This window comes from Aeromonas sp. TECH754, from assembly GCF_056279295.1.
Genome location: NZ_JBWBRA010000001.1, coordinates 394,694 through 420,889 on the forward strand (window position 1 = coordinate 394,694; position 26,196 = coordinate 420,889).

At 60.5% G+C, this 26,196-nt stretch carries 20 protein-coding genes and 1 pseudogene; 13 read left to right on the plus strand and 8 right to left on the minus strand.

The window, feature by feature from the left end; translation table 11 throughout:
• Window positions 1-100: 100 nt before the first annotated feature.
• Window positions 101-1,480 (minus strand): MATE family efflux transporter, encoded by a 1,380-nt coding sequence (locus tag ACZ9IL_RS01785; RefSeq protein ID WP_476001950.1) that lies wholly within the window; start codon window positions 1,478-1,480, stop codon window positions 101-103.
• A 120-nt stretch (window positions 1,481-1,600) separates the two neighbouring features.
• Here ACZ9IL_RS01785 and ACZ9IL_RS01790 point away from each other — a divergent pair, with 120 nt between their 5' ends.
• Together ACZ9IL_RS01790 and ACZ9IL_RS01795 are read left to right on the plus strand one after the other, a co-directional pair.
• Window positions 1,601-2,458, plus strand: coding sequence for a helix-turn-helix transcriptional regulator (locus ACZ9IL_RS01790; RefSeq protein ID WP_476001951.1), 858 nt, complete (start codon window positions 1,601-1,603; stop codon window positions 2,456-2,458).
• A 55-nt stretch (window positions 2,459-2,513) separates the two neighbouring features.
• Complete coding sequence (locus tag ACZ9IL_RS01795) at window positions 2,514-4,211, plus strand: NAD-dependent malic enzyme (RefSeq protein ID WP_476001952.1); 1,698 nt, start codon at window positions 2,514-2,516, stop codon at window positions 4,209-4,211.
• Between the two features lie 89 nt (window positions 4,212-4,300).
• On the opposite strand, the gene ACZ9IL_RS01800 is transcribed toward ACZ9IL_RS01795, so the two are convergent.
• The 4 genes from ACZ9IL_RS01800 to ACZ9IL_RS01815 form a co-directional block, all read right to left on the minus strand.
• Window positions 4,301-5,383: an OmpA family protein gene (locus ACZ9IL_RS01800; protein WP_476001953.1), complete on the minus strand. Its 1,083-nt coding sequence runs from the start codon at window positions 5,381-5,383 to the stop codon at window positions 4,301-4,303.
• A 231-nt stretch (window positions 5,384-5,614) separates the two neighbouring features.
• Entirely contained in the window at window positions 5,615-6,616 is a 1,002-nt protein-coding gene (locus ACZ9IL_RS01805; protein WP_476005290.1) for an OmpA family protein, read from the minus strand.
• A 434-nt stretch (window positions 6,617-7,050) separates the two neighbouring features.
• Window positions 7,051-8,073, minus strand: coding sequence for a porin OmpA (gene ompA / locus ACZ9IL_RS01810; protein WP_476001954.1), 1,023 nt, complete (start codon window positions 8,071-8,073; stop codon window positions 7,051-7,053).
• 309 nt (window positions 8,074-8,382) lie between these two features.
• Entirely contained in the window at window positions 8,383-8,976 is a 594-nt protein-coding gene (locus ACZ9IL_RS01815; protein WP_476001955.1) for a hypothetical protein, read from the minus strand.
• Between the two features lie 258 nt (window positions 8,977-9,234).
• On the opposite strand from ACZ9IL_RS01815, the gene ACZ9IL_RS01820 reads away from it, so the two are divergent.
• Window positions 9,235-9,501 carry a helix-turn-helix domain-containing protein gene (locus tag ACZ9IL_RS01820; protein WP_005298604.1) on the plus strand — a complete coding sequence of 89 codons (267 nt, stop codon included), beginning with the start codon at window positions 9,235-9,237 and terminating at the stop codon, window positions 9,499-9,501.
• Between the two features lie 203 nt (window positions 9,502-9,704).
• A complete protein-coding gene (locus ACZ9IL_RS01825; RefSeq protein ID WP_476001956.1) occupies window positions 9,705-11,066 on the plus strand; it encodes a sodium-dependent transporter in 1,362 nt (453 codons plus the stop codon).
• A 56-nt stretch (window positions 11,067-11,122) separates the two neighbouring features.
• On the opposite strand, the gene rssA is transcribed toward ACZ9IL_RS01825, so the two are convergent.
• Together rssA and ACZ9IL_RS01835 are read right to left on the minus strand one after the other, a co-directional pair.
• Window positions 11,123-11,992 carry a patatin-like phospholipase RssA gene (gene rssA / locus ACZ9IL_RS01830; protein WP_476001957.1) on the minus strand — a complete coding sequence of 290 codons (870 nt, stop codon included), beginning with the start codon at window positions 11,990-11,992 and terminating at the stop codon, window positions 11,123-11,125.
• Between the two features lie 33 nt (window positions 11,993-12,025).
• On the minus strand, window positions 12,026-13,582 hold the full coding sequence (locus ACZ9IL_RS01835; protein WP_476001958.1) for a sensor domain-containing diguanylate cyclase: 1,557 nt from the start codon (window positions 13,580-13,582) through the stop codon (window positions 12,026-12,028).
• Between the two features lie 209 nt (window positions 13,583-13,791).
• Here ACZ9IL_RS01835 and ACZ9IL_RS01840 point away from each other — a divergent pair, with 209 nt between their 5' ends.
• The 4 genes from ACZ9IL_RS01840 (at window position 13,792) to ACZ9IL_RS01855 (ending at window position 20,961) form a co-directional block, all read left to right on the plus strand.
• Window positions 13,792-14,844, plus strand: a complete 1,053-nt coding sequence (locus ACZ9IL_RS01840) for an efflux RND transporter periplasmic adaptor subunit (RefSeq protein ID WP_476001959.1) — start codon at window positions 13,792-13,794, stop codon at window positions 14,842-14,844.
• A complete protein-coding gene (locus ACZ9IL_RS01845) occupies window positions 14,844-17,963 on the plus strand; it encodes an efflux RND transporter permease subunit (RefSeq protein ID WP_476001960.1) in 3,120 nt (1,039 codons plus the stop codon). Before ACZ9IL_RS01840 ends, ACZ9IL_RS01845 begins: the two co-directional genes overlap by 1 nt.
• 97 nt (window positions 17,964-18,060) lie before the next feature.
• Window positions 18,061-18,432, plus strand: a complete 372-nt coding sequence (locus ACZ9IL_RS01850; RefSeq protein WP_476001961.1) for a hypothetical protein — start codon at window positions 18,061-18,063, stop codon at window positions 18,430-18,432.
• 108 nt (window positions 18,433-18,540) lie between these two features.
• Window positions 18,541-20,961 carry a YgiQ family radical SAM protein gene (locus ACZ9IL_RS01855; RefSeq protein WP_476001962.1) on the plus strand — a complete coding sequence of 807 codons (2,421 nt, stop codon included), beginning with the start codon at window positions 18,541-18,543 and terminating at the stop codon, window positions 20,959-20,961.
• A gap of 123 nt (window positions 20,962-21,084) precedes the next feature.
• Here ACZ9IL_RS01855 and ACZ9IL_RS01860 read toward each other — a convergent pair whose 3' ends face one another.
• The gene (locus tag ACZ9IL_RS01860; protein ID WP_476001963.1) at window positions 21,085-21,801 is read right to left on the minus strand and encodes an abortive infection system antitoxin AbiGi family protein; all 717 of its coding nucleotides are present in this window, start codon (window positions 21,799-21,801) and stop codon (window positions 21,085-21,087) included.
• 726 nt (window positions 21,802-22,527) lie between these two features.
• Here ACZ9IL_RS01860 and ACZ9IL_RS01865 point away from each other — a divergent pair.
• The 5 genes and pseudogenes from ACZ9IL_RS01865 (at window position 22,528) to ruvC (ending at window position 26,093) form a co-directional block, all read left to right on the plus strand.
• The gene (locus ACZ9IL_RS01865; protein WP_476001964.1) at window positions 22,528-23,478 is read left to right on the plus strand and encodes a transposase; all 951 of its coding nucleotides are present in this window, start codon (window positions 22,528-22,530) and stop codon (window positions 23,476-23,478) included.
• Between the two features lie 273 nt (window positions 23,479-23,751).
• Entirely contained in the window at window positions 23,752-23,991 is a 240-nt protein-coding gene (locus tag ACZ9IL_RS01870; RefSeq protein ID WP_476001965.1) for a hypothetical protein, read from the plus strand.
• 113 nt (window positions 23,992-24,104) lie between these two features.
• The gene (locus ACZ9IL_RS01875; RefSeq protein WP_476001966.1) at window positions 24,105-25,031 is read left to right on the plus strand and encodes a Gfo/Idh/MocA family protein; all 927 of its coding nucleotides are present in this window, start codon (window positions 24,105-24,107) and stop codon (window positions 25,029-25,031) included.
• A 184-nt stretch (window positions 25,032-25,215) separates the two neighbouring features.
• A pseudogene (locus tag ACZ9IL_RS01880) lies at window positions 25,216-25,293 on the plus strand (crossover junction endodeoxyribonuclease RuvC); the annotation flags it as partial.
• Window positions 25,294-25,571: 278 nt separating this feature from the next.
• Window positions 25,572-26,093 carry a crossover junction endodeoxyribonuclease RuvC gene (gene ruvC / locus ACZ9IL_RS01885; protein WP_476001968.1) on the plus strand — a complete coding sequence of 174 codons (522 nt, stop codon included), beginning with the start codon at window positions 25,572-25,574 and terminating at the stop codon, window positions 26,091-26,093.
• Window positions 26,094-26,196: the final 103 nt, after the last annotated feature.

The following is a 26,196-nucleotide window of genomic DNA, read 5'->3' on the forward strand; positions in this document are numbered from 1 at the left end:
TACTGACAGGAGGGCTCCTGTCGCTGATTGAAGAGGGGCCAAGCATACTGCAAAGGGGGATTTTCTGTCATTGATATGACCCCGTTTTTTGCCCCTCCCGTCAGCCCATCACCAGGTTTTTCAGCCAGCGGCGCTGGCGAATGCGGCGTTGCACCAGCAGTACCTTGCACAACTCCTCCAGCAACACCACCGCCACCACCCAGGAGAGGGGCCAGCCGAGCAGGCTGACCGCCGTCCAGGCGAGCGGCAGGCCGATGCACCACATGCCGACGATGTCGATGAAGATGCTGTAGTTCACGTCTCCCCCCGAGCGCAGCACCCCTATGATGCCCACCATGTTGAACACCTTGAGCAGCATGCCGAGGCACATGATGCCGAGCACCTGACCCGCCTCCCCCATCAGCTCGGGCGGCAGGTTGCCCACCCATTGCAGCAGATTGGCCTGCAACAGCCAGACCACCAGCCCCACCAGCATGGCGCCGACGGGAGCCAGCAGCAGGAACAGCTGGGAGTGTTGCCAGGCGGCATCATATTCCTCGGCCCCGAGCCGGTGGCCGAGCAGAGTGGAGCAGGCCACCGCCAGTCCGAAGAACAGGGAGATGAGGATGCTCTCCAGCGTCCCGAGCGTGGTCATGATGGCCAGGGAGTCGGTACCCAGATGGGCGTAGAGGAAGCCATAGAGCAGCATGCCGAAGGCCCAGAGCCCGTCGTGCAGCAGCAGCGGCAGGGCGATCAGGGTGAAGCGCACCACCTCCTTGCGCTGGAAGGCCGCCAGCCAGTCCGGTTTGCGCGGCACCAGCCTGGGCTCCTGGCGCAGCACATAGATCAGCAGGAGCGCGGTCTGCAGCAGCCGGGAGAGGGTCGTGCCCCAGGCCGATCCTGCGACCCCCATGGCCTCGAAGCCGAAGTTGCCGAAGATGAGGGCGTAGTTGAGGATGACATTGGCGATGATGGCAATGATGCCGATCCGGGTCGGCGCCACGGCGTTGCCCACCGAGCGCAGCGCCGCCTCCAGCGGCACCACTATGGCGGTGCAGAGGATGGTGGCCCCGGTGATCATCAGGAACTCGTCGGCCAGGGGGCGCAGCACCGGATCCTGGCTGGCAAAGCCCAGCACGCTGCCCGGCGAGAGCACATAGATGAGTGCGAAGGGCAGGCTGACCAACAGGGCCCCCACCAGCGCCAGCGCCAGGGAGCGGCGTACCCCGGCCAGCTCGCCCCGGCCGTAATACTGCGCCGCCAACACCGAGACCCCGCCAGAGAGCCCCGCTATCACCAGCAGGTTGAAGAAGAAGACCCGGTTACCCAAGCCGACCGCCGCCACGGCCGTGGTGCCAAGCTGACTCACCATCATGATGTCGATGAGACCCAGCAGGGAGAACATCATGGATTGCAGCGACACTGGCAGGGCCAGTCGCCACAATCGGGTCATGAACTCGCGATCGGTGGTTTGTTTTAAAATAGCTTGCCAATAATTCATATAAATTAACCGGGTAGGTAAAAGATGACACTTTACGGAGATATGATAGGGGACCATGAGGCCAGTCCCACTGTGAGTGACTCTCGGTTTTCTTGTGCAAAACTATCCTGTTGAGGTGCCATGAGCTTTGCCAGCGAATGTTTGGAGATAGCCCCCAGCTGCGATGAGCGGATGCTGGGGCGCGAGGGCCTGCCCCTGCTCGGCGAGGCGGGCATCTTCCTGACCGGTCTCTCCCACATCCGGGAGCACTACCTCATCCGCCGCAACCGGCCTGAGTTCCACATCCTGATGGTGAGCCATGACGAGGGCGGCGTGCTGCTGACCGGGACGGGTGAACAGCCGATACCGGCGGCGTCGTTGGTGTTCCTGCCTGCGGCGGTGCCGGGGGGCTTGCGGCTCGTGGGCGAACAGTGGCGGACCAGCTGGATCCTGCTGGACGACGTGCCACGCTGGCGTCATCTGCACCGGCTCGGCCACCGCATCTGGCAGGGGGAGGAGGGGGAGCAGCTCTATCATCTGCTCAGCCTGATGCAGGGGGAGGGGGTGCGATCGCCCTTGCAGCCCCAGCTGCTCAGCTTGCTGCTGGCGCTGCTGGACAGAGCCTTGCAAGGGGAGGTGCGCGGTACCCCCGAGCTCAGGCTGCAGGCGCTGTTTCGGCGGGTGGAGGCGCGCCTCGACGAGCCCTGGAGCGTGGCCATGCTCGCCAGCCAGATGGCCTGCTCGGTGCCGCACCTGCATCGGCTCTGCCGGCAGCTGTTTGGCATGGGTCCCATGGCCTGGCTCACCCAGCTGCGCATGAACAAGGCACGCCAGTTGCTGCTCTACACCAACTGGCCCCTTTCCGAGCTTGCCAGCCGGGTCGGTTACAGTGACGGCGCGAATTTTGCGAACCGCTTTCGCCGCCTCACTGGTCAGACCCCGGGGGCCTTTCGTCGACTGGGTCGCAAACCTTTTGCAACGGATGTGCAAACTCTTTGAAATTATTGGCCCAAGCCCATAGGATCGGCGGGCCACACAGTCAAGGTACAGATCCATGTTTGAAGAAGATAATAATCAGAAACGTCCTCTCTACATCCCCTACGCCGGTCCGGCCCTGCTGGAGACGCCATTGCTCAACAAGGGCAGTGCCTTCACCAGCGAGGAGCGCAGCAGCTTCAACCTCGAAGGCCTGCTGCCCCAGAACATCGAAACCATCGAAGAGCAGGCCGTGCGGGCCTACCGCCAATTCATGGCGTTTGGCAACGACATGGACAAGCACATCTATCTGCGCAACATCCAGGATACCAACGAGACCCTGTTCTACCGCCTGCTGACCAACCATCTGACCGAGATGCTGCCGGTCATCTACACCCCGACCGTGGGCAAGGCCTGTGAGGAGTTCTCCAACATCTATCGCCGCGCCCGCGGTCTGTTCATCTCCTATCCGGACAAGGACAGGATCGATGACATGCTGCAAAACGCCACCAAGCAAAACGTCAAGGTGATAGTGGTCACCGACGGCGAGCGGATCCTGGGTCTCGGCGATCAGGGCATCGGCGGCATGGGCATCCCCATCGGCAAGCTGTCGCTCTATACCGCCTGTGGCGGCATCTCTCCCGCCTACTGCCTGCCGGTGGTGCTGGATGTGGGTACCAACAACCAGCAACTGCTCAACGACCCCTTCTACATGGGTTGGCGCCACCCGCGCATCTCCGGCGAGGAGTACGACGACTTCGTCGATGCTTTCATCCAGGCGGTCAAACGCCGCTGGCCCGAGATCCTGTTGCAGTTCGAGGACTTCGCCCAGGGCAATGCCACCCCGCTGCTCAACCGCTACAAGGATGAGCTGTGCTGCTTCAACGATGATATTCAGGGCACGGCCGCCGTCACCCTCGGCAGCCTCATCGCCGCCTGCAAGGCCTCTGGCGCCAAACTCTCCGAGAAACGGGTCGCCTTCCTCGGTGCCGGTAGCGCCGGTTGCGGCATCGCCGAACAGATAGTGGCGCAGATGAAGGCCGAAGGGCTGACCGACGCCGAGGCACGAGGCCGGGTGTTCATGGTCGATCGATTCGGTCTCATCACCGACAAGATCCCGAACCAGCTGCCGTTCCAGCGCAAGCTGTCCCAGCCGGTGGAGCGCATCGCCGACTGGCCGGTGGGGGACAACATCTCCCTGCTGGAGGTGATGGAGCACGGCCGTCCCGACATCCTGATCGGGGTCTCCGGTCAGCCGGGTCTGTTCACCGAAGAGGTGGTCAAGACCATGCACAAGCACTGCAGCCGCCCCATCATCTTCCCGCTCTCCAACCCCACTTCGCGGGTGGAGGCCACTCCGGCGGATCTCATTCGCTGGACCGATGGCCAGGTGTTGGTCGCGACCGGCAGCCCGTTCGCGCCGGTGGAGCACAAGGGCAAGCGCTATGTCATCGCCCAGTGCAACAACTCCTTCATCTTCCCGGGGATCGGGCTCGGTGTCATCGCCGCAGGGGCCACCCGGGTGACCGATGCCATGTTGATGGCGGCCAGCCGGGCGCTTGCCGAGTGCTCGCCGCTGGTGAAGGGGGAGGAGGGTTCCTTGCTGCCGGATCTGGCGGACATCCACCAGGTCTCCCGCTACATCGCCAGGATGGTGGCCAAGACCGCCATGCTGCAGGGCAAGGCGGTGCAGACACCGGATGAGGTGATCGACCAGGCCATAGAGGCGAACTTCTGGCGGCCGGAATACCGGCGCTATCGCCGCACCTCCTTCTAAGAGGGCAGGAACAAAAAAGCAGAAGGGATGCGCAGGCATCCCTTTTTTGTGCACGGCAGCGGTGGGTGAGGCCGGTGTGGATCTTGCTCTTATTGTGCCGGTTGTTCGGCTGCTGGCTCCATGGCCGCGGGCTCGGTACTGGCAGCGGGTGCGGCGGCGGGGGCGTGTACACCCGTGACCCGCACCTCGACCCGGCGATCCGGGGCCAGGCAGTCGATGAGGGCGGCCCTCGCCTTGACGGCGTCACACTGGTTGCCCGTGATCGGGTTGCTCTCGCCATGGCCCTCGATGCTGACCTTGTCGGCGGGCAGCCCCTTGCCGATCAGGAAGTCGGCCACGGTGCGAGCCCGATCTTCAGACAGCGCCTGGTTGTTGGTATCCGAGCCGATGCGGTCGGTGTAGCCCATCACCACGGCGTTGCCATCCTTGGGTTTGACGTCGGCGATCTGCTGATACAGATCCTCCAGCGCGGTCATGCCCTCCGGTTTGAGCTCCGCCTTGCCGAAGGCAAACAGCACATCCGAACTCAGGTTGAAGGTCTGGTCCACCGGCTCGGGCGGCGGCGCAGCCACCATGGGGGCTGCCACAGGCGCCATGTGCACGGTGCGGTTCGGGTGCAATACCAGCTCCAGGGTGGCGGTACTGATGTCGCTGACCCAGCGCTGGGTGCCGCTGCCCAGCTTGTCATTGTCTGAGTCATCACCCACCCGCACCATGTAGCGATAGCGTGCCTGGATGTCGATCCAGTCGCTCAGTCTGGCGGTCATGCCGAGCCCCGCCAGCGGCGCCAGGTTGTCCTCGCTGCCGTTGATGGATTTGACGTGGTAGATGTAGCCACCACCCTCGGCGAATACCGAGAAGATGTCATTCAAGGGCAGCCGGCCCAGGACCGACAGGGTTGCCCCCTGATTGCTGAATTTGTTCCCGTTGATATCCCAGCTACCCCCCGACAGATAACCCAGCTCGGCCCCCAGATTTTCGGTGAAGTTGTAGCCGGCGAAGGCGTTGTAGGCAGTGTCATCGTTGCTGATGTCCTTGCTGAAATCATCGAGGTCATGGGCCCATGCCCAGCCTGCGCCAGCCCCGACATACCAGTCGTGAACGGGGGCCGCCTGCGCCGCCGTGGTCGCCAATGCCAATGCAATCCATACCGGTTTCAGTCTTATGTTCATCGCGTTTCCTCGTCGATGTTGGGTGTTATAGGGCTCCCAGCCCTTTGCTATGTATAGCCACCATTATGTATAGGCGATATAAGAGGTTTAACCACTTAAGTGACGCGGGCATATAGGGAATTTGTGAGGAAGCAGGCAAAGATGGCAGCGCCGGCCTGCGCGGATGGCGGGGAAAAAGGGCAATAAAAAAAGGGGCCGTGTGGCCCCTTTGCTGGATGCGAGTCGATCAGCTTATTGCTGGACTTCCTGTACGCCGGTGACGCGGACTTCGACGCGGCGATCCGGGGCCAGGCAGGAGATCAGCTGAGTCTTGCCCTTGACGCCGTCACACTGGGTACCGGTGACCGGGTTGGCTTCGCCACGACCCTCGATGGCGACCTTGCCAGCCGGCAGGCCCTTGCCGACCAGGAAGTCGGCCACGGTGCGGGCGCGCGCTTCGGACAGCTTCAGGTTGTAGGCATCGGAGCCGATGCGGTCGGTGTAACCCACCACCACGGCGCTGCCGTCTTTGGGCTGAACATCAACAATCTGCTGATACAGGGTGTTGAGGGCGGCGGTTCCTTCCGGCTTCAGGGTGGATTTGCCAAAGGCAAACAGCACGTCAGAGCTCAGGGAGAAGTTCTTGTCGACCATGACGGGCTCAGGTACCGGCTCGGGTGCCGGGGCCGGAACCGGTGCGACATAGGAGGTGCGATTCGGGTGCATCACCAGTTCCAGGGTCGCGACGCTCATGTCGGTTTGCCAGGTTTTCTGCTCGTCACCCAGATCCCACATGTAGCGGTAGCGGGCTTGCAGATCGAGCAGGTCGGAGAGCTTGGCGCTCAGACCCAGGCCAGCCAGCGGCGAGGTGCTGTTGTCGCTTTCGCCGTTGCCGTTGACGTGGTTGAAGTAGGCGCCACCTTCGGCAAACACCGAGAAGATGTCATTCAGCGGCAGGCGGGCGATACCGGACAGCGTCGCGCCTTGAGTCTTGAAGTCGACGCCGTCGACGCCTGCTTTGCCGGCGTAGAGGTAGCCGAGTTCTGCGGCGAAGTTTTCGGTGAAGTTGTAACCACCGAACAGGGACAGCGCGGTGGCATCCTTGTCGGCATCCAGACCGAAGGAATCCAGATCATGGCCATATGCCCAACCGGCACCCATACCTGTGTACCAATCGTCGGCCGCCTGGGCGGTGGAAGTTCCCATGGCTGCAATAGCCAGAGCAATCAGGGTTGGTGCCATTTTCATTTTCATCATTTTATCCTCGTTGAGTTGCCGTGCTATGGGCGTACTGCACTCTCTTGTTATACCGATCGCAGATGACATTTCATGCTGCGATTCCGTGAACGGATCACGGGCGGCCTGAATAAAAAATGGATGGTAACCTGGATTCTCATGAAGCCGTTGCTTCATGGACAACTAACCGGGCAATTAAGCACTTTTAATAGTTCATCCAATGTCTTACAAGCGGGGTTACTGTATTCTTTTGACTCGGCTTGATCAAGTTTCTGCACAGATAAGCAGCGATGGGCCCGAGGCGTGGGGGAGAGGCTGGCGGGAATGAGACGATGAGAATGAGGCGTTGAGACAGAAGGTGACGCCAGCGGGGCTATCAGTCAGCAAAGTGCAGACAACAAAAGGGGGATGCCGTGGCATCCCCCTTTTCGCATTATCTGAACCGGGTCAGATTATTGCTGAACTTCTTGAACGCCGGAGATGCGAACTTCTACGCGACGGTCCGGGGACAGGCAGGAGATCAGCTCGTTCTTGGCCTTGACGCCGTTGCACTTGGTGCCGGTGACAGGGTTGGCTTCGCCACGACCTTCGATGGCAACCTTGCTGGCAGCCATACCCTTGCTGACCAGGAAGTTGGCAACGGTGCGGGCACGGGCTTCGGACAGCTTCTGGTTGTAAGCGTCAGAACCGATACGGTCGCTGTAACCAACAACTACGGCGTTGCCGTCTTTCGGCTGGAACTCAACGATCTGTTGGTACAGAGCGTTCAGGGCAGCGGTGCCTTCCGGCTTCAGGCTGTCTTTGCCAAAGGCAAACAGCACGTCGGAGTTCAGGGCGAAGTTCTTCTCAACGACTTGCGGAGCAGGAGCCGGAGCTTCTTCAACAACCGGAGCCGGAGCCGGAGCTACGTAGGAAGAACGGAACGGGTGCCATACGGCTTCCACGGTGGCGATGCTTTGGTTGGACTTGTAGTTGGCACCGTTGTCGGCGTGCAGGTCAGCCACGTCCCACATGTAACGGTAGCGAGCTTGCAGATCCAGAGCGTCGTTAACCTTGTAGGTCACGCCCACGCCAGCCAGCGGGGATACCTTGGTATCGCTGGTGCCCATACCATCGGTGTGACCCCAGTAGGCGCCAGCTTCACCGAACAGGGAGAAATCGTTGCCCAGCGGCAGACGACCGATACCGGACAGGGTGGCACCCTGGCTCTCGTAACGGTTGCCGTCGGTGTTACCACGGCCGGTGTACTGGTAGCCCAGCTCGGAACCGAAGTACTCGTTGAAGTTGTAGCCAGCGAAGACGTTGGTCGCAGTCGCGTCTTCTTCGCCGGTGTTCACGCCTTCGACCTTGTTCAGACCGTTGAAGTGAGTAGCACCGATACCGGCACCGAAGTAGAAATCATCAGCGGCTTGAGCAGTAGTGGTACCCAGAGCAGCCATAGCGATGGCGATCAGGGAAGGAGCCATTTTCATCATAAAAAAATCCTCGTTGAGATGGCACGTTGTTCACGTGCTTCGCAGTTTTTAATTTATGTAAGCTGCAGGCTCTGCCGAACAACGATCGTTGCGTCGGGCAGGGATCCCGGATCCCTCCAGGAGGCACCCTATGTGGGCGCACAAGCGAACGGGTTGCATTGTCACAATGCGTTCACCCCTCCACGAACAGCCGATGTCATTCCGATGACGTGGCGCACTCTATGCTTATTTCAAAACATGATCAAGCTCACAGATAATCGCTATGGCAGATTGTGTCGTGTGGATAACTGGCTGTTTATCAGGATCTATTTAGTGATCCAAGTAAGCTCGATGCAGCTTTTTTTCAAGCTTCATATAGGCCTCAGCCCAGGCGTGCTGCGGCGTGGCGCCTGGCACCCTCGCCGAGAACACCGCGAGGTAATCCGCCTCAGTCGCTTCGCACAGCAAGGGTGTGAAGCTGAGTAAAAAATGACGGGCGAGATAGGGGTCCAGTGGCCAGATATTGAGGATCGCCCGCGCCACCGGCTGAACGGCCGCTGAACAAATGAAATGTTGATGTCCTGCCTCCAGCCACTGTGTCATCTCGCACAGACCCTGTTCGGGTACCAGACCCCCATCCCCTTTCTCCACGGCAAGCTTCATACGATTACCATTGCCGAGCAGCAGAGTACCGTTCTCCTGCAAGACACCATCGTGACCACGCAGTGGCACGGTGACGGGTCGTTCGAGATAGAGGCTGCACTTGTCTGAGAGGGCCGTCAGCACTGGCGCGGCCTGGCTTTGCATGGTTGCGGGCAACCAGAAGGCCTCGGCCCGGGTCTGCTGGCCCTGAGCGAGTTGACGGAGCAGCGAATCGGGGTCTGAATCCGAGTGGAGACGGGAGATGATGCCGGGAAATGCCATGCTGATTACTCTTTAAGGGATAACCGGCGAATTATACGAGTTATGGCCGTGGCAACAATAAAGGTTTCTTTTCGAGACTGTTTACCTGAGGCGGCTCTGCGATTACCATCCCCGATGTTTGTATGGGTTGTCGTCGAAAGACGCTGATTAAAGATAGAGGCTCGACCATAACGAGTCCGTTCAAAACTGATACACTTGACTACGAGTCGTCGCGAAAAATAAAGGTGGAGTCAATCCGCCGAACGGAGTATGGAACACATGAATTCAAATATCGTAACTGTTGGCAAGAAGATCCGTCAGATCCGCGAAGCGGTTGGCCTGAGCCGTCCCAAATTTGCCGATCTGCTGGGCGTCCCCCCGACTACCCTGAAAAACTATGAGCTGGGTTATCGTGAAGTCGGAGGCGCCTTCCTGGTTGCCCTGGCTCATCACCCGGAATTGCACAAGTTCACCCTTTGGCTGCTGGCCGACAAGAAAGTCGCCGAAATCGGTCAGATTGGTCCGGACGATATCGCCAAGGCTTAATTTCGTTGAGCCTAGATAAAAGTGCCGCCCCCGAGGCGGCATTTTTTTATCTTTCAAAATGACAATGCGTTTAATTAATTGCTGCAAGTTGTGCTCTACGCAGAGATTTTCACTTAAATTTCTTGGCAAGCTGGATTAATCCCCAGAGAATTCCGACCCTTGAATTGGGGGAGTCCTCCCGTGATGCATACAGTGAGATAAGAATGAGTCGAACCCCCCCCAAAGTCAGAGATGGCTTTACCAGCACCTTCGGCGTTCTCGCCGCCACCCTGGGCTCGGCCGTTGGCCTTGGCAACATCTGGAAGTTCCCTTATCTGACCGGAGAGAACGGCGGCGCCGGCTTCCTGCTGGTCTACGTCATCGCCACCCTGCTGGTCGGGCTGCCGGTGATGATTTCCGAGATCATGCTGGGCCGCCAGGCGAAATCCGATGCGGTAACCGGGCTCATCAAGCTGGCGCCCAAGGGGCAACCCTGGTGGTTGATCGCGGCCATGGGGGTGACGGCGGCCTTCCTCATCATGTCGTTCTACTCCGAGGTGGCGGCCTGGGTGTTTGCCTACATCTTCAAGGCGATCAGCGGTGACATCCTGTCGACCGATCCCGCCGTGACTGGCGCGGCTTTCAATGCCCTGATCACCAACCCGCTGCAGAGTCTGCTCTGGCAATGGCTGGTGCTGGCGCTGATGGGAGGCATACTGCTGATGGGGGTTGCCAAGGGAATAGAGGCGGTCACCAAGCGACTGATGCCGGTGCTCTTCGTCCTGCTGCTGATCATCGGCCTGCGCAGCCTGACCTTGCCCGGGGCGAGCGAGGGGTTGCGGTTCTTGTTCTCACCGGACTTTTCCAAGATCACCGCCGGAGTGGTGCTGACGGCCATGGGGCTGGCGTTCTTCAAGCTCTCCATCGGCATGGGCTGCATGATGACCTACGGCAGTTACTTCCGGGACGATCAGAATATCCCGTTGACCACCTTCCGGGTGATGTGTGCGGACTTGTTCGTCTCCATGCTGGCGGGGATCGCCATCTTCCCGGCGGTGTTTGCCTTCGGCTTCGAGCCCTCGGCCGGTCCCTCCCTGCTGTTCATCACCATTCCGGCGGTGTTTGCCAGCATCCCGTTCGGCCACCTGTTCATGGTGCTGTTCTTCGTGCTGTCCGCCATCGCGGCGACCGGGGCCATGCTCTCCATTCTGGAAGTGCCGGTCTCGGTGTTGTCCGAGCGCTTCCACATGAGCCGTGCCAAGGCAACCCTCATCAACCTGCTGGTGCTGGGGGCGGTCGGTTCGACCTGCGCACTCTCCAACAGCACGCTGGCGGACGTGCAGATCGCCGGCAAGACCTTCTTCGACTTGTTCGACTTCGTCTCCTCCAACGTGCTGATGCCGCTTGGCGGCATCATGCTGTGCCTGTTTGTCGGCTGGATCTGGGGCTATGAGCGCATGGTGCTGGCCCTGACCAATGGCGGCAAGCTGGAGCTGAAGATCCTCAAGCCGCTGTTCTTCATCATCCGTTACGTCTCCCCTTTGTTGATCCTGGTGGTGATGCTCAAGGGGCTGGGGCTGTTCTGACGGCCCTCGCACCGAATAAAAAAGAGCGCCATGAGGCGCTCTTTTTTTGATGGCGGTCAGATCAACCGGAGTCGGGACAGCTCTTCTTTCAACTGCTCCAGGTTGCGCTCGACGCAGGCTTGGCCCTCGTTGATGGCGTCCGTCGCCCGGTGGAAATCCATGATGGAGAAGCTGCCGAGACGCGGACAGAGCTGAATTTCGGGGGGATCCCCGGCCATCCGGGCGCGGGTGATCCGCTCCTGCATGATGTTGATGGAGCCCGTCATGACGCTCCACATGCCGGGGATGCTGGGTTCGCGTTCCCCCCGGTTCAGCCACTGGCTGAGCAGGCCGCCCTGCGCCGGCTCGTCCGAGTCATCGGCCCAGGGCTGGTGCATGTCGGCGTTGAGATTGACGGCGATCACCACCTCGGCCCCCATGGCACGGGCCAGAGAGATGGGCACCGGGTTGACCACGGCCCCGTCCACCAGCCACTGCTCATCGACCCGGGTGGGGGTCAGGATGCCGGGCATGCCGCAGGAGGCGCGCACACACTGGCGCAGTGGCCCCTCTTGCAACCAGATCTCGCGTCCGGTGTTGAGCTCGGTGGCGACACAGGCGAAGGGCAGCGGCAGACTCTCGATGGGGGGATCGCCGAGGTGGTTGGCGGCGATGCCAAACACCTTCTCGCCCCGAAACAGGCCACCGGAGAGCGCGGGATCGAGCAACCCCATCACCTGCAAGCGGCTGAAGCCGCGCACCCAGGATTCCAGCTTGTCCAGTTCACCGGCAGCATAGGCGGCGCCCACGAAGCTGCCGATGGAGCAACCGGCCACCAGATCCGGTTTGACTCCGAGCTGTTCCAGTGCCCGTATGATGCCTATGTGCGCCCAACCTCGGGCAGCACCGCTGCCCAGAGCCAGTCCCAGGCGGGGTTTTCGTGCCACAGTGCGTCTCCTGATGTGAATGAGGGTTCCAGCTTACTCCTGCTTCTCTGCCGCGTCATCTTGCCAGCCTTCGCTGCGGTTGCGGCCGTTGGCCTTGGCCCGATAGAGGGCGGCATCCGCCCGGCGGATGGCCTCCTGCAACCGGATGCCGGGGTGCTGGCGGCAATAACCCAGGCTGACCGTGACCCGAAGTTCGGGCGCTATCCCGGACCAGGCATACTGCTCGATGCTCACCCGCAACTGCTCGGCCAGCTGGTCGAGGGGCGTGGTCTTGCCGACCACCAGCAGCAGGAACTCTTCGCCTCCCCAGCGGATCAGGGTGTTTCCTCGCACCTGCAGGGGCTGGCAGAGCCGTACCAGCTGGATCAGCACCTGATCACCGACCCCGTGGCCGAAGTGATCGTTGACCAGCTTGAAGTGATCGCAGTCGAACATGATGGCACCAATGTGATGGGAGCCCGCTTTGGTATGGCGGTATTCAAACGCATCGAAATGGTGGCGATTGAAGGCACCGGTGAGTGCATCGTGCTGGGACAGGTAATTCAGTCGTCGATTGAGCCGGCGGGATCGCAGGCTGGACAGGGTTGCCACCGCCAGACAGAAGAGGGTGACCAGCGCGGTGACCGACTGCCAGAACAGCGCCAACAGCAGGGAGATCAGCGGGATGCGGTGGATCAGGGTCAGCGGGGTGCCGGGGATGGCGTGCACGAGCTGGAAGGCTCCCTGCTGCCAGTGATACTCGTCCTGCAGCTCGCCTGGGAGCTGGGGCGGTGCCGTGCCGGGCTGGCTGCGGGCCAGGATCTGCCGGTGCGCATTGGCCAGAAACAGGGTGCCGGTCTGGGGACCGGGTTTATGCAACGTCTGCTCGAGATGGCTGAGCAGGATGTCGATGCTGAGCACCCCCACCACTTTGCGGGCGTGAGTGATGGGTTGGGAGAGGGTAATCATCTGACCCTGCCCGGCGAAGTCCTGATAGGGGCGCGACAGGGTGGCGTGGCGGGTATCGGAGGGTTGGGCCAGGGCATCCAGCCAGTAGGATTTCTGATAAACCGTGGCATTGAACCGAAACTGGCGAGAGGGCACCCAGGGATAGAGGTAGATGAAGTGGTCCACCCCGGTGAAATAGAGCCAGACAACGTCTCTGGAGAGCAACTGGGCGGCGGTGGAGAGCAGAGGTGAGAGGCTGAGCGCCAGGTGCAATCTGGCTTCCCGCTCGCTGCCCGGCGCCGGTAGCGGCCCCCGTCCCGTCAGGTTGCCGACGAGCCCCGCAGGCAAGTCGGCGGGGATCCGGTCAAGGGTGATGCCCAGCACGGGATCGGCATGGAGGGCGCGGTAGAGCTGGTGAGTCAGGGCCGTCTGGGGGTTGCTGCGCAGCCGCTCCTCGGCCTGGCCGCGCATGGCTTCGAGCAGGGTGTCTATCTGTTGATACTGGGATTTCAGCTCGGCGGCCGTGCCTATGGTGTCGCGCTTGTTCAGTTCGGTGATCTGGCGAAAGGAGTGTTGCAGGGCGAGGAACAACAGCATCATGGTCAGACCCAGCAGCAGCCACTGCAGACGGTACTTGGCAAAGGCATGGAGCAGTCGGGGCATAGGGGTCCAGCATTGTTACTGATTTACGGCACATCAGTGTAAGGCAGAAAACGGGCATCGTCTCAGCGGGATCTGTCTTTTACGCCGCCCTCGCTCCCACTGTTACGATTTGTCACATTTATACATAGTCGCGGCATAGTCAGGGGGTAACATGGTGTCATCATTGTTGAGGTCTCCCTCTTCTTTCTCCCTATTGCATGGATTGTTTGATGAAAATGCGCATATGGCTGTGGCTCCTTCCTGTTCTCCTGCTGCTGGCAGCGGGGACCTGGACTCTTCGACAGGCCGAACCGGCCGGTAAACCCCAGCAAAAACAAGTCAACATCAGGGCCGAAACGGTCAGGCAGAGCCTGGCCGAGCCCTCGATCAAGCTGGTCAGCAAGCTGGCGGCGAACCGTTCCGTGGTGGTCAGTCCCGAGGTGACCGGCCGCATCGTCAATATCCCGGTGCGCTCCGGCCAGCAGGTCAAGGCAGGCCAGACCCTGATCGCCCTGGATGCAGGCAAGCAGCAGGCGGAGCTGGCGGAGCAGAGTGCCAGCGTGCGTGACGAGAGCCGCAAGCTGCGCGACATGCGCCGGCTGGTGGCGCGCGGTGCCATCACCAACTCTGAGCTGGAAGGGCAGGAAGCCACGGTGGCCCAGGCCCAGGCTCGGGTCGATGCGGCCCGCTACGAGCTCTCCCTGCGTACCCTGGCCGCTCCCTTTGACGGTACCGTCAGTCTCATCGATCTCAGCGAAGGCGCCCTGGTCAACAGCGGCGACGTGCTGCTGCACCTGGACGAGCTCGCCAAGCTGCGGCTCGATCTGGCGGTCCCCGAGCGTTACCTCTCCCTGCTCAAACCCGGCATGACGGTGACGGCCACCAGCTCGGCCTGGCCGGATCAATCCTTCTCCGGCGTGTTGGAGACCCTGGACAGCCGCGTCTCCAACGAAACCCAGAACATCAAGGCCCGCGTCATCATCCCCAATCCCACCGGCCAGTTGCGGCCCGGCATGCTGATGAACGTGGAGCTCGAACTGCCGGCCCAGAAGATGACCCTGATCCCCGCCCAGTCGGTGGAGTATGCCGGCGAGCAGCGCTTCGTCTATCGACTGGAGCCGGATGGCCGGGTGAAACGCATCCCGGTGGAGCTTGGCGATACCCATGGCGAAGAGGTGTGGGTCATCAAGGGGCTGAGTGTCGGCGATCGCATCGCGGTCGAGGGGCTGGTCAACCTGCGTGACGGCGCCCTGGTGCACGATCTGGCAGAGGTAAAAGGCTGATGTGGCTCTCCGATATCTCAGTACGCCGCCCGTTGGTGGCGGTGGTGATCAGCGCCCTGCTCACCGTCTTCGGCCTGGTGGCCTTCAGCAAATTGACGGTGCGGGAGATGCCGGACGTGCAGACCCCGTCCGTCTCCATCACCACCACCTATGACGGGGCCGCCCCCGAGGTCATGGAGAGCCAGGTTACCAAGCCCATCGAGGATCAGCTCTCCGGCATCAGCGGCATCAAGAACATCAACTCGGTGACTCGCAAGGGGCGCTCCAACATCACGGTGGAGTTCAAACTCGGCTGGAACATGGTGGAGGGCACCTCGGACGTGCGCGACGCCATCTCCCGCGCCCGGCCCAAGCTGCCGGACGAGGTGGATGAGCCCATGGTCACCAAGGACAACGGCAGCGGTGATGTGGCGATCTGGCTCAACTTCAGCAGCACCCAGATGGACCGCACCGCCCTGACCGATTACGCGAACCGGCTCCTGGTCGATCCCCTGAGTCTGGTGGACGGGGTGAGCGAGGTGTCCCTGTCCGGCGATCTGACCCGGGTGATGTATGTGCGGCTGCGTCCCGCCGACATGGCGGCCCGCGGCATCACGGTGTCAGACGTACAGGAAGCCCTCAAGCGGGAGAACATCGAGCTGCCAGGGGGGGAGATCCGCAACAACAGCATGACCATGGCGGTGCAGATCGCCCGTCTCTATCGCAGCGCCGACGATTTCCGCTCCCTGCCGGTAGCGACCGCCGCCAATGGCCAGAGCATCTATCTGGCGGACATCGCCGACGTGGAGGTGGGCGCCAAGAACGAAGACAGCGCCTATCAGCGCAACGGCCGCGAGAGCCTGGGGATCGGCATAGTGGCGCAATCCACCGCCAACCCCCTGGCGGTGGCCCAGGGTATAGAGCAGAAAATGGGGGATATGCAGCGTTTTCTGCCGGAAGGGGCCAGTTTAGAGGTGGATTATGATTCCACTATCTTTATCAAGCAGGCGATCCACGAGGTGTACGAGACCCTCGCCATCTGCGCCGTGCTGGTGGTCGCCGTACTCTACCTGTTCCTCGGGCAGGGGCGCACCACCCTGATCCCGGCCATCACGGTGCCGGTGTCGCTCATCTCCGCCTTCATCGGCGCCTGGTATCTCGGCTTCTCCATCAACCTCATCACCTTGCTGGCGCTGATCCTCGCCATCGGTCTGGTGGTGGATGACGCCATCGTGGTGGTGGAGAACATCCACCACCACCTGCAGCGCGGTGAACCCCCGCTGCTGGCGGCCTGGCACGGCACCCGCGAGGTGGGCTTCGCGGTGATAGCGACCACCGCCGTGCTGGTGATGGTATTCGTCCCCATCGCCTTCATGGAGGGCATGGTGGGCCGGCTCTTCACCGAGTTTGCCATCCTGCTCTCGCTGGCGGTGCTCTTCTCCGCCCTGGTGGCCCTGACCCTGACCCCGGCCATGGGCTCCTGGCTGATGCGCGCCGTCGACAAGCCCAACGCCCTGACCGCCAATCTGGACAAGGGCCTCGGCTGGGTGGAGCGCCACTACCGGCACTTGCTGGGCTGGGTGCTGCGCCGCAGTGCCTGGACGCCGCTGGTGCTGCTGCTCTGCCTCGGCGGCATCGGCGCCCTGTTTGGCAAGCTGCCCGCGAGCCTGACTCCGACCGAGGACAGGGGCGTGCTCTATGTGTTCGTGAAGGGGGCTGAGGGCACCAGCATAGAGCGGATGAAGCGCAACATGCAGCAGGTGGAGGCCGCCATCATGCCGCTGCTCGGCAAGGGGGTGGTGCAGGCCATGAGTTTCAGTACCCCGGCCTTCGGACGCGGGGGCGATCAGACCGGGATGGCGATCATCCAGCTCACCGACTGGGCTGCCCGGGACGAGACCGCCACCGAATTTGGCCGCAGCCTGAGCGGTCGGCTTGCCGGCATCCCGGATGTGATGATCCGCACCTTCCAGCCGGGGTTCAGGGGCGGCTCCACCGCCGCCGTGCAGTTCGTGCTGCAAGGTTCAGATTACGCCGAGATCTATCAGCAGGGGCTGGCCCTGCAGCAGGCCGCGAGCCAGAGCGGCCTGATGCTGGCGCCGGATCTGGATTACGCCGAGAAGACTCCCGAGTTACAGGTGACCATAGAGCGGGACAGGGCCAGCCAGCTCGGCATCCCGGTCGCCACGGTGGCGAGCTCCCTGCAGGCGCTGCTCGGCGGTGTCAGCCAGACCACCTATGTGGACAGGGGAGAGGAGTATGACGTCTACCTGCGCGCCAACCAGCGCGACTTCAACGGTATCTCCGATGTCAGCCGCATCTATCTCAAGGCCGCCAGCGGCGAGATGGTGAGTCTGTCGACCCTGGCCACCGTCAAGCAGGTGGCGAGCCCGCAGCGGCTCAACCACTACCAGCGCCAGAAGGCGATTGCCCTCACCGCGGACGTGGCTCCCGGCCACACCCTGGGGGAGGCGCTGGACTTTCTCGACGGCTGGGCCAGCGCCCATCTGCCTGCCGGCATGACGGTGGACTACGCCGGCGACTCCAAGGACTATCGCGACAATCAGGGGGAGATGGCGCTGGTGTTCGGTCTGGCCCTGCTGGTGGTCTACCTGGTGCTGGTGGCGCAGTTCGAGAGCCTGCTGACCCCGACCGTGGTGATGGTGACGGTGCCGCTCGGCATCTTCGGCGGCCTGCTGGGCTTGTGGCTGACCGGGCAGGAGCTGAGCATCTATAGCCAGATCGGCATGATCATGCTGATCGGCATGGTGACCAAGAACGGCATCCTGATCGTGGAGTTCATCAACCAGCTGCGCCAGCGCGGCGAAGGCTTCGAGGAGGCGATCATCGCGGGCTCGGTGCGTCGACTGCGCCCCATACTGATGACCTCCCTCACCGCCATCATAGGGGCCGTGCCGCTGATGATCTCCATGGGCGCCGGTTACGAGAGCCGGATGGCGGTGGGCACTGTGGTGTTCTTCGGCCTCAGCCTCGCGACTTTGGTAACCCTGCTGATGGTGCCCGCCATCTATCACCTGCTGGCCAGGCGGGCGGGCATGACGGGCGTGCGGGATCGGCTGGTGGACGAGGCGCTGGCGGTCGATCCTCCCCGGGATGGGCGGGACAAGCCGGCCGCCTGATACTCGCCCCCCATCTGGGAAACGGGACGCAAAAGAGAATGGCTGACGAGGGCGCCATGGTTACTATGTGACCAGTCAACATCAGAGGCCATCCATCATGCTGCCATCCGCCATTTATGAACCGCTGCCCTTCGTCTATCTGGGCGGCGGTTTGTTGTTGCTGGGATTCTCCGGGCATCCCGCGCTGCTGCTGGCCGGGTTCATCCTCTATCTGGCCGGCTCGCGGGTCTGGTTCAAACGCGGCAGCTATCGCCGCCTCGACAAGCAGCGCCAGCCCCATCAGCGGGGCTGGCCGCAGTGGGTTTACGAGAGCCGCCCCTTCGCCCTGATCCTGCTCGGTGTGCTGATGCTGCGCCTCGCCACCCATCCCGTGTTCCTGATCCCCGCGCTGATCTGGTGCCTGCTCGGTGCCCAGCAACTGTTGCTGCGCCATCAGCACAGATTCCTGCTGGCTCGCCAGATTATCTGAGGCGCTTTTTCCCCGCGCTTACCCTGCGAACAGTGGGGCCAAAAAGCCATCGCCCCCGCTTCGCTCTGCCGGTATAATGCGCGACCCGAATTGTTCCAGGTGTTCAAAATGCAGCCGGTTACCCCTATCTTCTCCTATCCCCGCTACTGGGCCGAGTGCTACGGCACGGCGCCTTTCCTGCCCATGTCCCGTGCGGAGATGGACAAGCTCGGCTGGGACAGTTGCGACATCGTGCTGGTGACCGGCGACGCCTACGTGGATCACCCGAGTTTCGGTATGGCGGTCATCGGCCGCATGCTGGAATCCCAGGGCTTTCGGGTCGGCATCATCGCCCAGCCGGACTGGTCATCGAAGGATGACTTCATGCGCCTGGGCAAGCCGAACCTGTTCTACGGGGTGACCGCGGGCAACATGGACTCCATGATCAACCGCTACACCTCCGACAAGAAGCTGCGCCACGACGACGCCTACACCCCGGGGGATGTGGGCGGCAAGCGGCCGGACAGAGCCACTCTGGTCTACACCCAGCGCTGCAAGGAGGCCTTCAAGGAGGTCCCCGTGGTCATCGGTGGCATAGAGGCGTCGCTGCGCCGCATTGCCCATTACGACTACTGGTCCGAGACCATACGTCGCTCCATCCTGCTCGACGCCAAGGCTGACATCCTCATCTACGGCAACGCCGAGCGGCCGCTCATCGAAGTGGCGCACCGCATCGCCAATGGTGAGACCATGGAGACCATGCAGGACATTCGCGGCACCGCCGTGATCCGCAAGGAGCCGCTGCCTGAGTGGCGCGGGGTGGACTCCAGCAAGCTGGACCGCATTGGCCGCATCGATCCCATCATGAACCCCTACATGGAAGGGGCGCCCTGCTCCGACGACGAGGGCACGGCGCCGAGCGAGCAGGAGGCCCAGCCCGTGCTGGTGCAGCCGCCCAAGCAGAAGCCGTGGGAGAAAACCTATGTGAAGCTGCCGGCGTTCGAGCGGGTCAAAGAGGACAAGGTGCTCTACGCCCATGCGTCGCGCATTTTGCACCACGAGACCAACCCGGGCTGCGCCCGGGCTCTCTCCCAAGCTCACGGCGATCGCATCATCTGGGTCAACCCGCCCGCCTTCCCGCTCGAGACCGACGAGATGGACGGGGTGTTCGGCCTGCCGTACCAGCGGGTGCCGCACCCGGCCTATGGCAAGGAGAAGATCCCGGCCTACGAGATGATCAAGACCTCGGTCAACATCATGCGCGGCTGCTTCGGCGGTTGCTCCTTCTGCTCCATCACCGAGCACGAGGGGCGCATCATCCAGAGCCGCTCGGAAGAGTCGATCATCAAAGAAATCGAAGAGATCCGCGACAAGGTGCCGGGCTTCACCGGCGTCATCTCGGATCTCGGCGGCCCCACCGCCAACATGTACAAGCTGCGCTGCAAGAGCCCCAAGGCCGAGCAGACCTGCCGCCGCGCCTCCTGCGTCTGGCCCACCATCTGTCCGCACATGGATACCGACCATACCCCGACCATCGATCTCTATCGCAAGGCGCGGGATGTGAAGGGGATCAAGAAGATTTTGATCGCCTCCGGGGTGCGTTACGACATCGCGGTGGAAGATCCGCGCTACATCAAGGAGCTGGCCAAGTACCACGTCGGCGGCTACCTCAAGATTGCCCCGGAGCACACCGAGGAGGGCCCGCTCTCCAAGATGATGAAGCCGGGCATGGGCAGCTACTACCAGTTCAAGGAGCTGTTCGACAAGTATTCCAAAGAGGCGGGCAAGCAGCAGTACCTGATCCCCTACTTCATCTCGGCCCACCCGGGCACCACGGATGAAGACATGGTGAACATGGCGCTCTGGGTAAAAACGAACCGCTTCAAGCTGGATCAGGTGCAGAACTTCTACCCGTCGCCGCTCGCCAATGCGACCACCATGTATTACACCGAGAAAAACCCGCTCAACAAGGTGAGCCGCCAGGGCGGGGACGTGTTCGTGGTGAAAGGGGAGCGTCGTCGCCGCCTGCACAAGGCGCTGCTGCGCTACCACGATCCGGCCGGCTGGCCCATGATCCGCGAAGCCCTGCTGGAAATGGGCAAGGGGCACCTCATTGGCAACGGCCCCGACTGCCTGGTGCCGCCGGAAGGCCGTGGCGAGGTCAAGGCCGAGCGCAGCCTCAACAAGGGGCTGAAACCGGCCCTGACCCGCCACAGCAATATCGTGCATCAAAGGGGGAATGGGGCGGGTAACAAGGCGGCTGGCGGTAAGGGCGCAGTGGCTGCCGCCGCGCAAGGCAAGGCTCGCAACGACACCCCAGCCGCCAGCAAGGGTGGCAAGGTGGGCAATGGCAAGCCGGTCGGTAGCCAGTTTGGTAAAGGCTCCAGCGGCAAGCCCTCAGCCCAAGGCGCGGGTCAGGGCAAGCCAGCAGGGCAGGGGAAACCCACCCAAAATGGCAAGGCACCCAGCCGCGCAGGTACTGCCAAACCGGCAACCCATGGTGGCAAGCCTGCAGCTAAAGGCGGGGCAGCCAAGCGACCGGCTCGGTGATATTCCTGATTTGGAAAGCGATATAAATAAAAAGGCGACCGGATGGTCGCCTTTTATATTTATTTTAAAATTGGTGTTTAGATCGCGGGAAACGATTTGAAATATTAAGTTTTTATTTTGTCATTATATGTCGGAGTTCAATGTTTCCAAAGAGATAATTCTTGACTGTAGTATTTTCAAATCATTATGAGGGAAATATCCAAGAGTCCCATTTATGAAGTCGACTAAGCCTGGAATATCACTATCTGTCTTTACAAAGATGTATTTTATATCTTGAGGTGTAAACTCAAGTTTATATTTCTCAATCTCTCTGTTTGACTCATCTTTTTCCTCATCAAACATTTCCTGAAAAATTAAACTGTTGACTTGAGGAACATATCTCCACTCATTTTCTTGATAGAAGTCTTTGTCTACTAAGCTGCCGCCTACGAACATAGTTCCACTAATAGGCTTTACATGAGATAGTAAGGTAAATAACTTACTATGGAGAACGCTTTCATCAATACCGTTAGGTGTCGGTATATCAAAATAAAATTTCACTACATCGCACACAGAACCACCTGCTGTGAGATAAATCACAGGGTTAAGACTATTTTTTAAGCCCCACTCTTTCGTAAAACCTATACCATACATCCCATAAAAATTTGTGTGCTCTGAAATTCTGGAAAGAGGAATATCACAGAAACAACTCATTGGATAACCTATATGCTTAGAACTTTCAGAGCCAAACCATCCGAAGTCCTCTAAACAAAATCTAGGGTAAATCCCATTTTTAAGTATTAGTTTCAATACATCTACACTGCTCGTGAAATGGAACAGGTTGTTTGATTTAGGCTTCATTTATATCTCTTGTATTATATATGTTTGAAAGAGGAGAGCGGGGGCGTGTTTTTGTTATTACATCTCATCTATTTGGCTCCATGTGGAATCAATGTTTATCATGAAGATAACTTTACTAATCAAGCTAGCGCTGAGCGAACAGCAATATTTATCGACCCTTGCTTGAAGTAATATCGATGGCTCAATTATGGCTAATCTATCTTCTTACAGATGTTGGGGTTCGCAAACTCAGCTCGTAGGGTCGATTAGGGGCAAAATCTGGGACACCCACCTTTCTGAGTAAAGCGTAACGCCACCGCATCCCACGCTACCGCCCGTGGATGACAGCTTCCAATATGCTCCATTGACCCGCGCTGGCAGTCACCCATCACCGTTCAACAGGTTCTGAATGGCCATGCTAAGTCAAACGAAGCCGCTCATGCGAGCATCAAGAGTGATGCAACCATTAGAAAATCTTCATTATTTGAGCCATGTCATCAAAGCGCTTTTGTGTAGCCGATAAAAGCGGTTAGGCGGGGGCGGCTTTGCTATCTTGTGCGGCCAGACTTTTTGATAAGGGGAGGGGCATGATGAAACCTCCCTTGCGCACCCCTTTACGAACATGACAGCGGGTATTCCCTGTACCGGGAAACCTGGGACACCAACGAGAAATCTGGGACACCCACGTTTTTGACAGCGGCGTAATGCTGTACTTGGCTTGAGAGGTCACTGTCGAGGGGGTGAGCCATGACCATTGCCCGTTCACGTCAAATCAGTTTGCAGGATACGCCTTACTACCACGTGGTCAGCCGCTGCGTAAGGCGGGCTTTTCTGTGCGGGGAAGATGCTCATTCCGGTCAGAGTTACGAACACAGGCGCCAGTGGGTGGTCGACAAGCTGGGGCAACTGTCGCGGCTGTTTGCCATCGGTGTGTGTGCTTACGCGGTGATGAGCAATCATTATCACCTGGTGCTCAAGGTGGAGCCCGATACTGCTGCCAGCTGGAGCGAGCGGGAGGTGGCCGAACGCTGGGCTGCGCTGTTCCAGTGGCCGCTGTTGGTGCGGCGCTGGTATCAGGGGGAATCTCTGATTGATCCCGAACTTGTAGTGGTACAGCAACTGATAGGGGAATGGCGTACGCGGCTTCATTCCATCAGCTGGTTTGTGCGCTTGCTCAATGAAACTCTGGCGCGGCAGGCCAATCGGGAAGATGGCTGCAAGGGCCATTTCTGGGAAGGGCGCTTCAAGAGCCAGGCCCTGCTCACCGAGTCAGCCCTTCTGGCCTGCATGACTTATGTTGACCTCAATCCGATACGGGCGGCGTTGGCCGACCGGCCCGAGCAGAGCGATTACACCAGCATCAAGCAGCGGCTTGAGCAGGAACCAGCCACAGAGTCGTTGCCTCCTCTATTGCTGCCATTTGCTAACCCAGCACAACCTGATGGCCTGCCTTATGTCTTTACCGAGTATCTGATGCTGGTTGACTGGACCGGTCGTGCCATCAGAGTAGACAAACGGGGCCATATACCGGCCCGTCTTGCTCCCATTTTGGCGCGGCTGGGGCTGGACGAGATTAGTTGGCTGAAGCAGGTGACGCTGTTTCGGCGACCAGGCATCAGGGTGGTGGGCGACAGGGATCATTGCCAGCGATTCGCACAGCACTGCGGCCAGCGACGATGTCATCAGCCATCCCTTTGAATGGTTGGTATTCGCTTCACGCAAGTTCCCGGTATTTCAGCTGATATCGTGTGTAGCTGTTCCTCTATTTGTCCTTTCATACCAGGACCCTCCCTTCAATCCCCGAGTTTCACATATTCCATCACGAATGCTTCGTGACAAGGCGTGCAGACCGCCTGATTGCAGTTTGCTCCAAAAGATGGCTGTCCTAATTGGGGAAGGCTTTGTTATCTTGCCGGATATGTAGGTAAGGGGAATGTATCCCTGCATATCTTCCTGCGCAGGAGTAGTCAGATGGCGATTAAAGCAAGATCCCGAAGAGAGAAGGTGGGCGGCGGGCTTGGGCTGGTGATGGGGCTCATTGCCTTTAACCTGATTGCGCCGCTGCTTCTTGAATCGAAAGAGATCTCGGATATGGCCCGGATGATCGGGGCCATGGTCAGCGCCATGATCTGCTCTGAGCTGGGGGCCAGAGTAGGCAAATGGCTGGATGCCAGAGAGCAGGCCAAAGGGCTCTCGAAAGAGTCTGAATAGCGAGTTGGCATCAAGAGCGCCCGACGAGACGAAATAGCAAAGTCCTGATAACTACCCTGATATAAAGCGCCGGATGTTACCCTGCGCCATCGCATCCATAACAAGGAGTTTCCATGCGCATTGCCCTGATTGGCCTCGGTGATATCGCCCAGAAGGCCTATCTGCCGCTGCTCGCCAGCGATGAGCGGGTCACCCCGCTGCTCTGCACTCGCAACCCGGAAGTGCTGGACAAGCTGGCCCGCCAGTACCGGATCGCCGAGTGTTTTACCGAGGTGGATGCGCTGCTGGCGAGCCGCCCGGACGCCGTGATGATCCACGCCGCCACAGCGGTGCATGCCGATCTTGCCCGAAAGAGTCTGCAAGCGGGCATCCCCACCTTTGTGGACAAGCCGCTGTGTGACAACTCAGGCGAGGTGGAGGTGCTCATTAATCTCGCTATATCGCAGGATTGCCCGCTGTTTGTCGGCTTCAACCGCCGTTACCTGCCCGCCATGAGCGCCGCCCGCGGCCAGCCGCATGCAGATAGCCAGCCGCTCACCGAGCTGCATTGGCAGAAACATCGCCACGCCCTGCCCGGACTGCCGCGTCCGTTCCTGTTCGACGACTGCATCCATGTGCTCGACAGCCTCTGTTTCTATGGCGGCGCACCGAGTGGGGATCTCCATGCGGTGCTGAGGCGCAGTGCCCGGCAGCCTGAGCTGCTGGCCGGGGTGAGTATCGCCTGGCAGAGCGGGCAGGTGGCGGTGAGCTGCAGCATGAATCGCAGCGCCGGCATCACGGAGGAGCGCATCGACGCCTATGGCGACAACCTCTCCCTGCATATCGAGAACTGCACCCGTGGCACCCTTGCTCGGGACAAAGCCCAGCAGACCCTGGCACCGGACGACTGGCAGCCGGTGCTGGCGAGCCGGGGTTTCGTTGCGATGCTCGATCACTGGTATCGGCAGATTGAGGCGGGTCGCGCCGATGGGGCGCTTATCGAGAGCTACCTGCACAGCCACCGATTGGCCGAGCGACTGGTGACGCTGGCGGGGGAATAAGCCCTGCCTCGGACCTGCCACGCCTGTCCGTACGGGGTGGGTAGGCGAAAAAACCACCAAAGCACTGTACAAGATGACGCATCCCTGCGCGGTTGACAGGGGCGGGCGCCCGCCGTGCGAGCCAAGCGCTGGCTTGTTTGCTATCTTGGCGAGCAGAAACAGCTTTCAGAGCAGCAGCGAGTCTATGAGCATTATTTTGGGGATGGATCCGGGTTCCCGGATCACCGGCAATGACTGTGTGATCCGCATCGTCGCGGGTAGGGTGGTGCTGCCATGAGCATTATTTTGGGGATGGTTCCGGGTTCCCGGATCACCGGCAATGACTGTGTGATCCGCATCGTCGCGGGCGGGGTGGTGCTGCCATGAGCATTATTTTGGGGATGGATCCGGGTTCCCGGATCACCGGCAATGACTGTGTGATCCGCATCGTCGCGGGCGGGGTGGCGCAGCCATGAGCATTATTTTGGGGATGGATCCGGGTTCCCGGATCACCGGCAATGACTGTGTAGTCCGCATCGTCGCGGGCGGGGTGGCGCAGCCATGAGCATTATTTTGGGAATAGACCCAGGCTCCCGGATCACCGGTTACGGCGTCATCCGCATTGTGTCCGGCAAGGCGCAGTACCTGGGGTCGGGTTGCATCCGTACCGATTTGGGCGAGCTGCCGTCGCGCCTCAAGCAGGTCTATGACGGGGTAAGCGAGATCATCACCCAGTTCAAGCCGGACGACTTTGCCATCGAGCGGGTCTTTATGGCCCGCAATGCCGACTCGGCTCTCAAACTCGGCCAGGCTCGCGGCAGCGCCATCGTGGCGGCGGTCAATGCCCTGCTGCCGGTCAGCGAATATTCGGCGACCCAGATCAAGCAGGCGGTGGTGGGTACGGGCGGTGCGGCCAAGGAGCAGGTGCAGCACATGGTGACTCACTTGCTCAAGCTGTCGGCCACCCCTCAGGCGGATGCGGCGGATGCCCTCGGGGTGGCGCTCTGCCACTTCCATACTCGCCAGAGCCTGATCCGGATGGCGGGGCAGGCCAGCGGCTCGGTCCGCGGTCGTTATCGCTAAACTCCCTCTATTCACAGAAGAGGCAGTTCCAGGCAGTGCCGGTGCTATCGGCATTGCCTCTCAAAACGTGCATCCCGGTCATAAACTGTCGCAGATCAGGGGC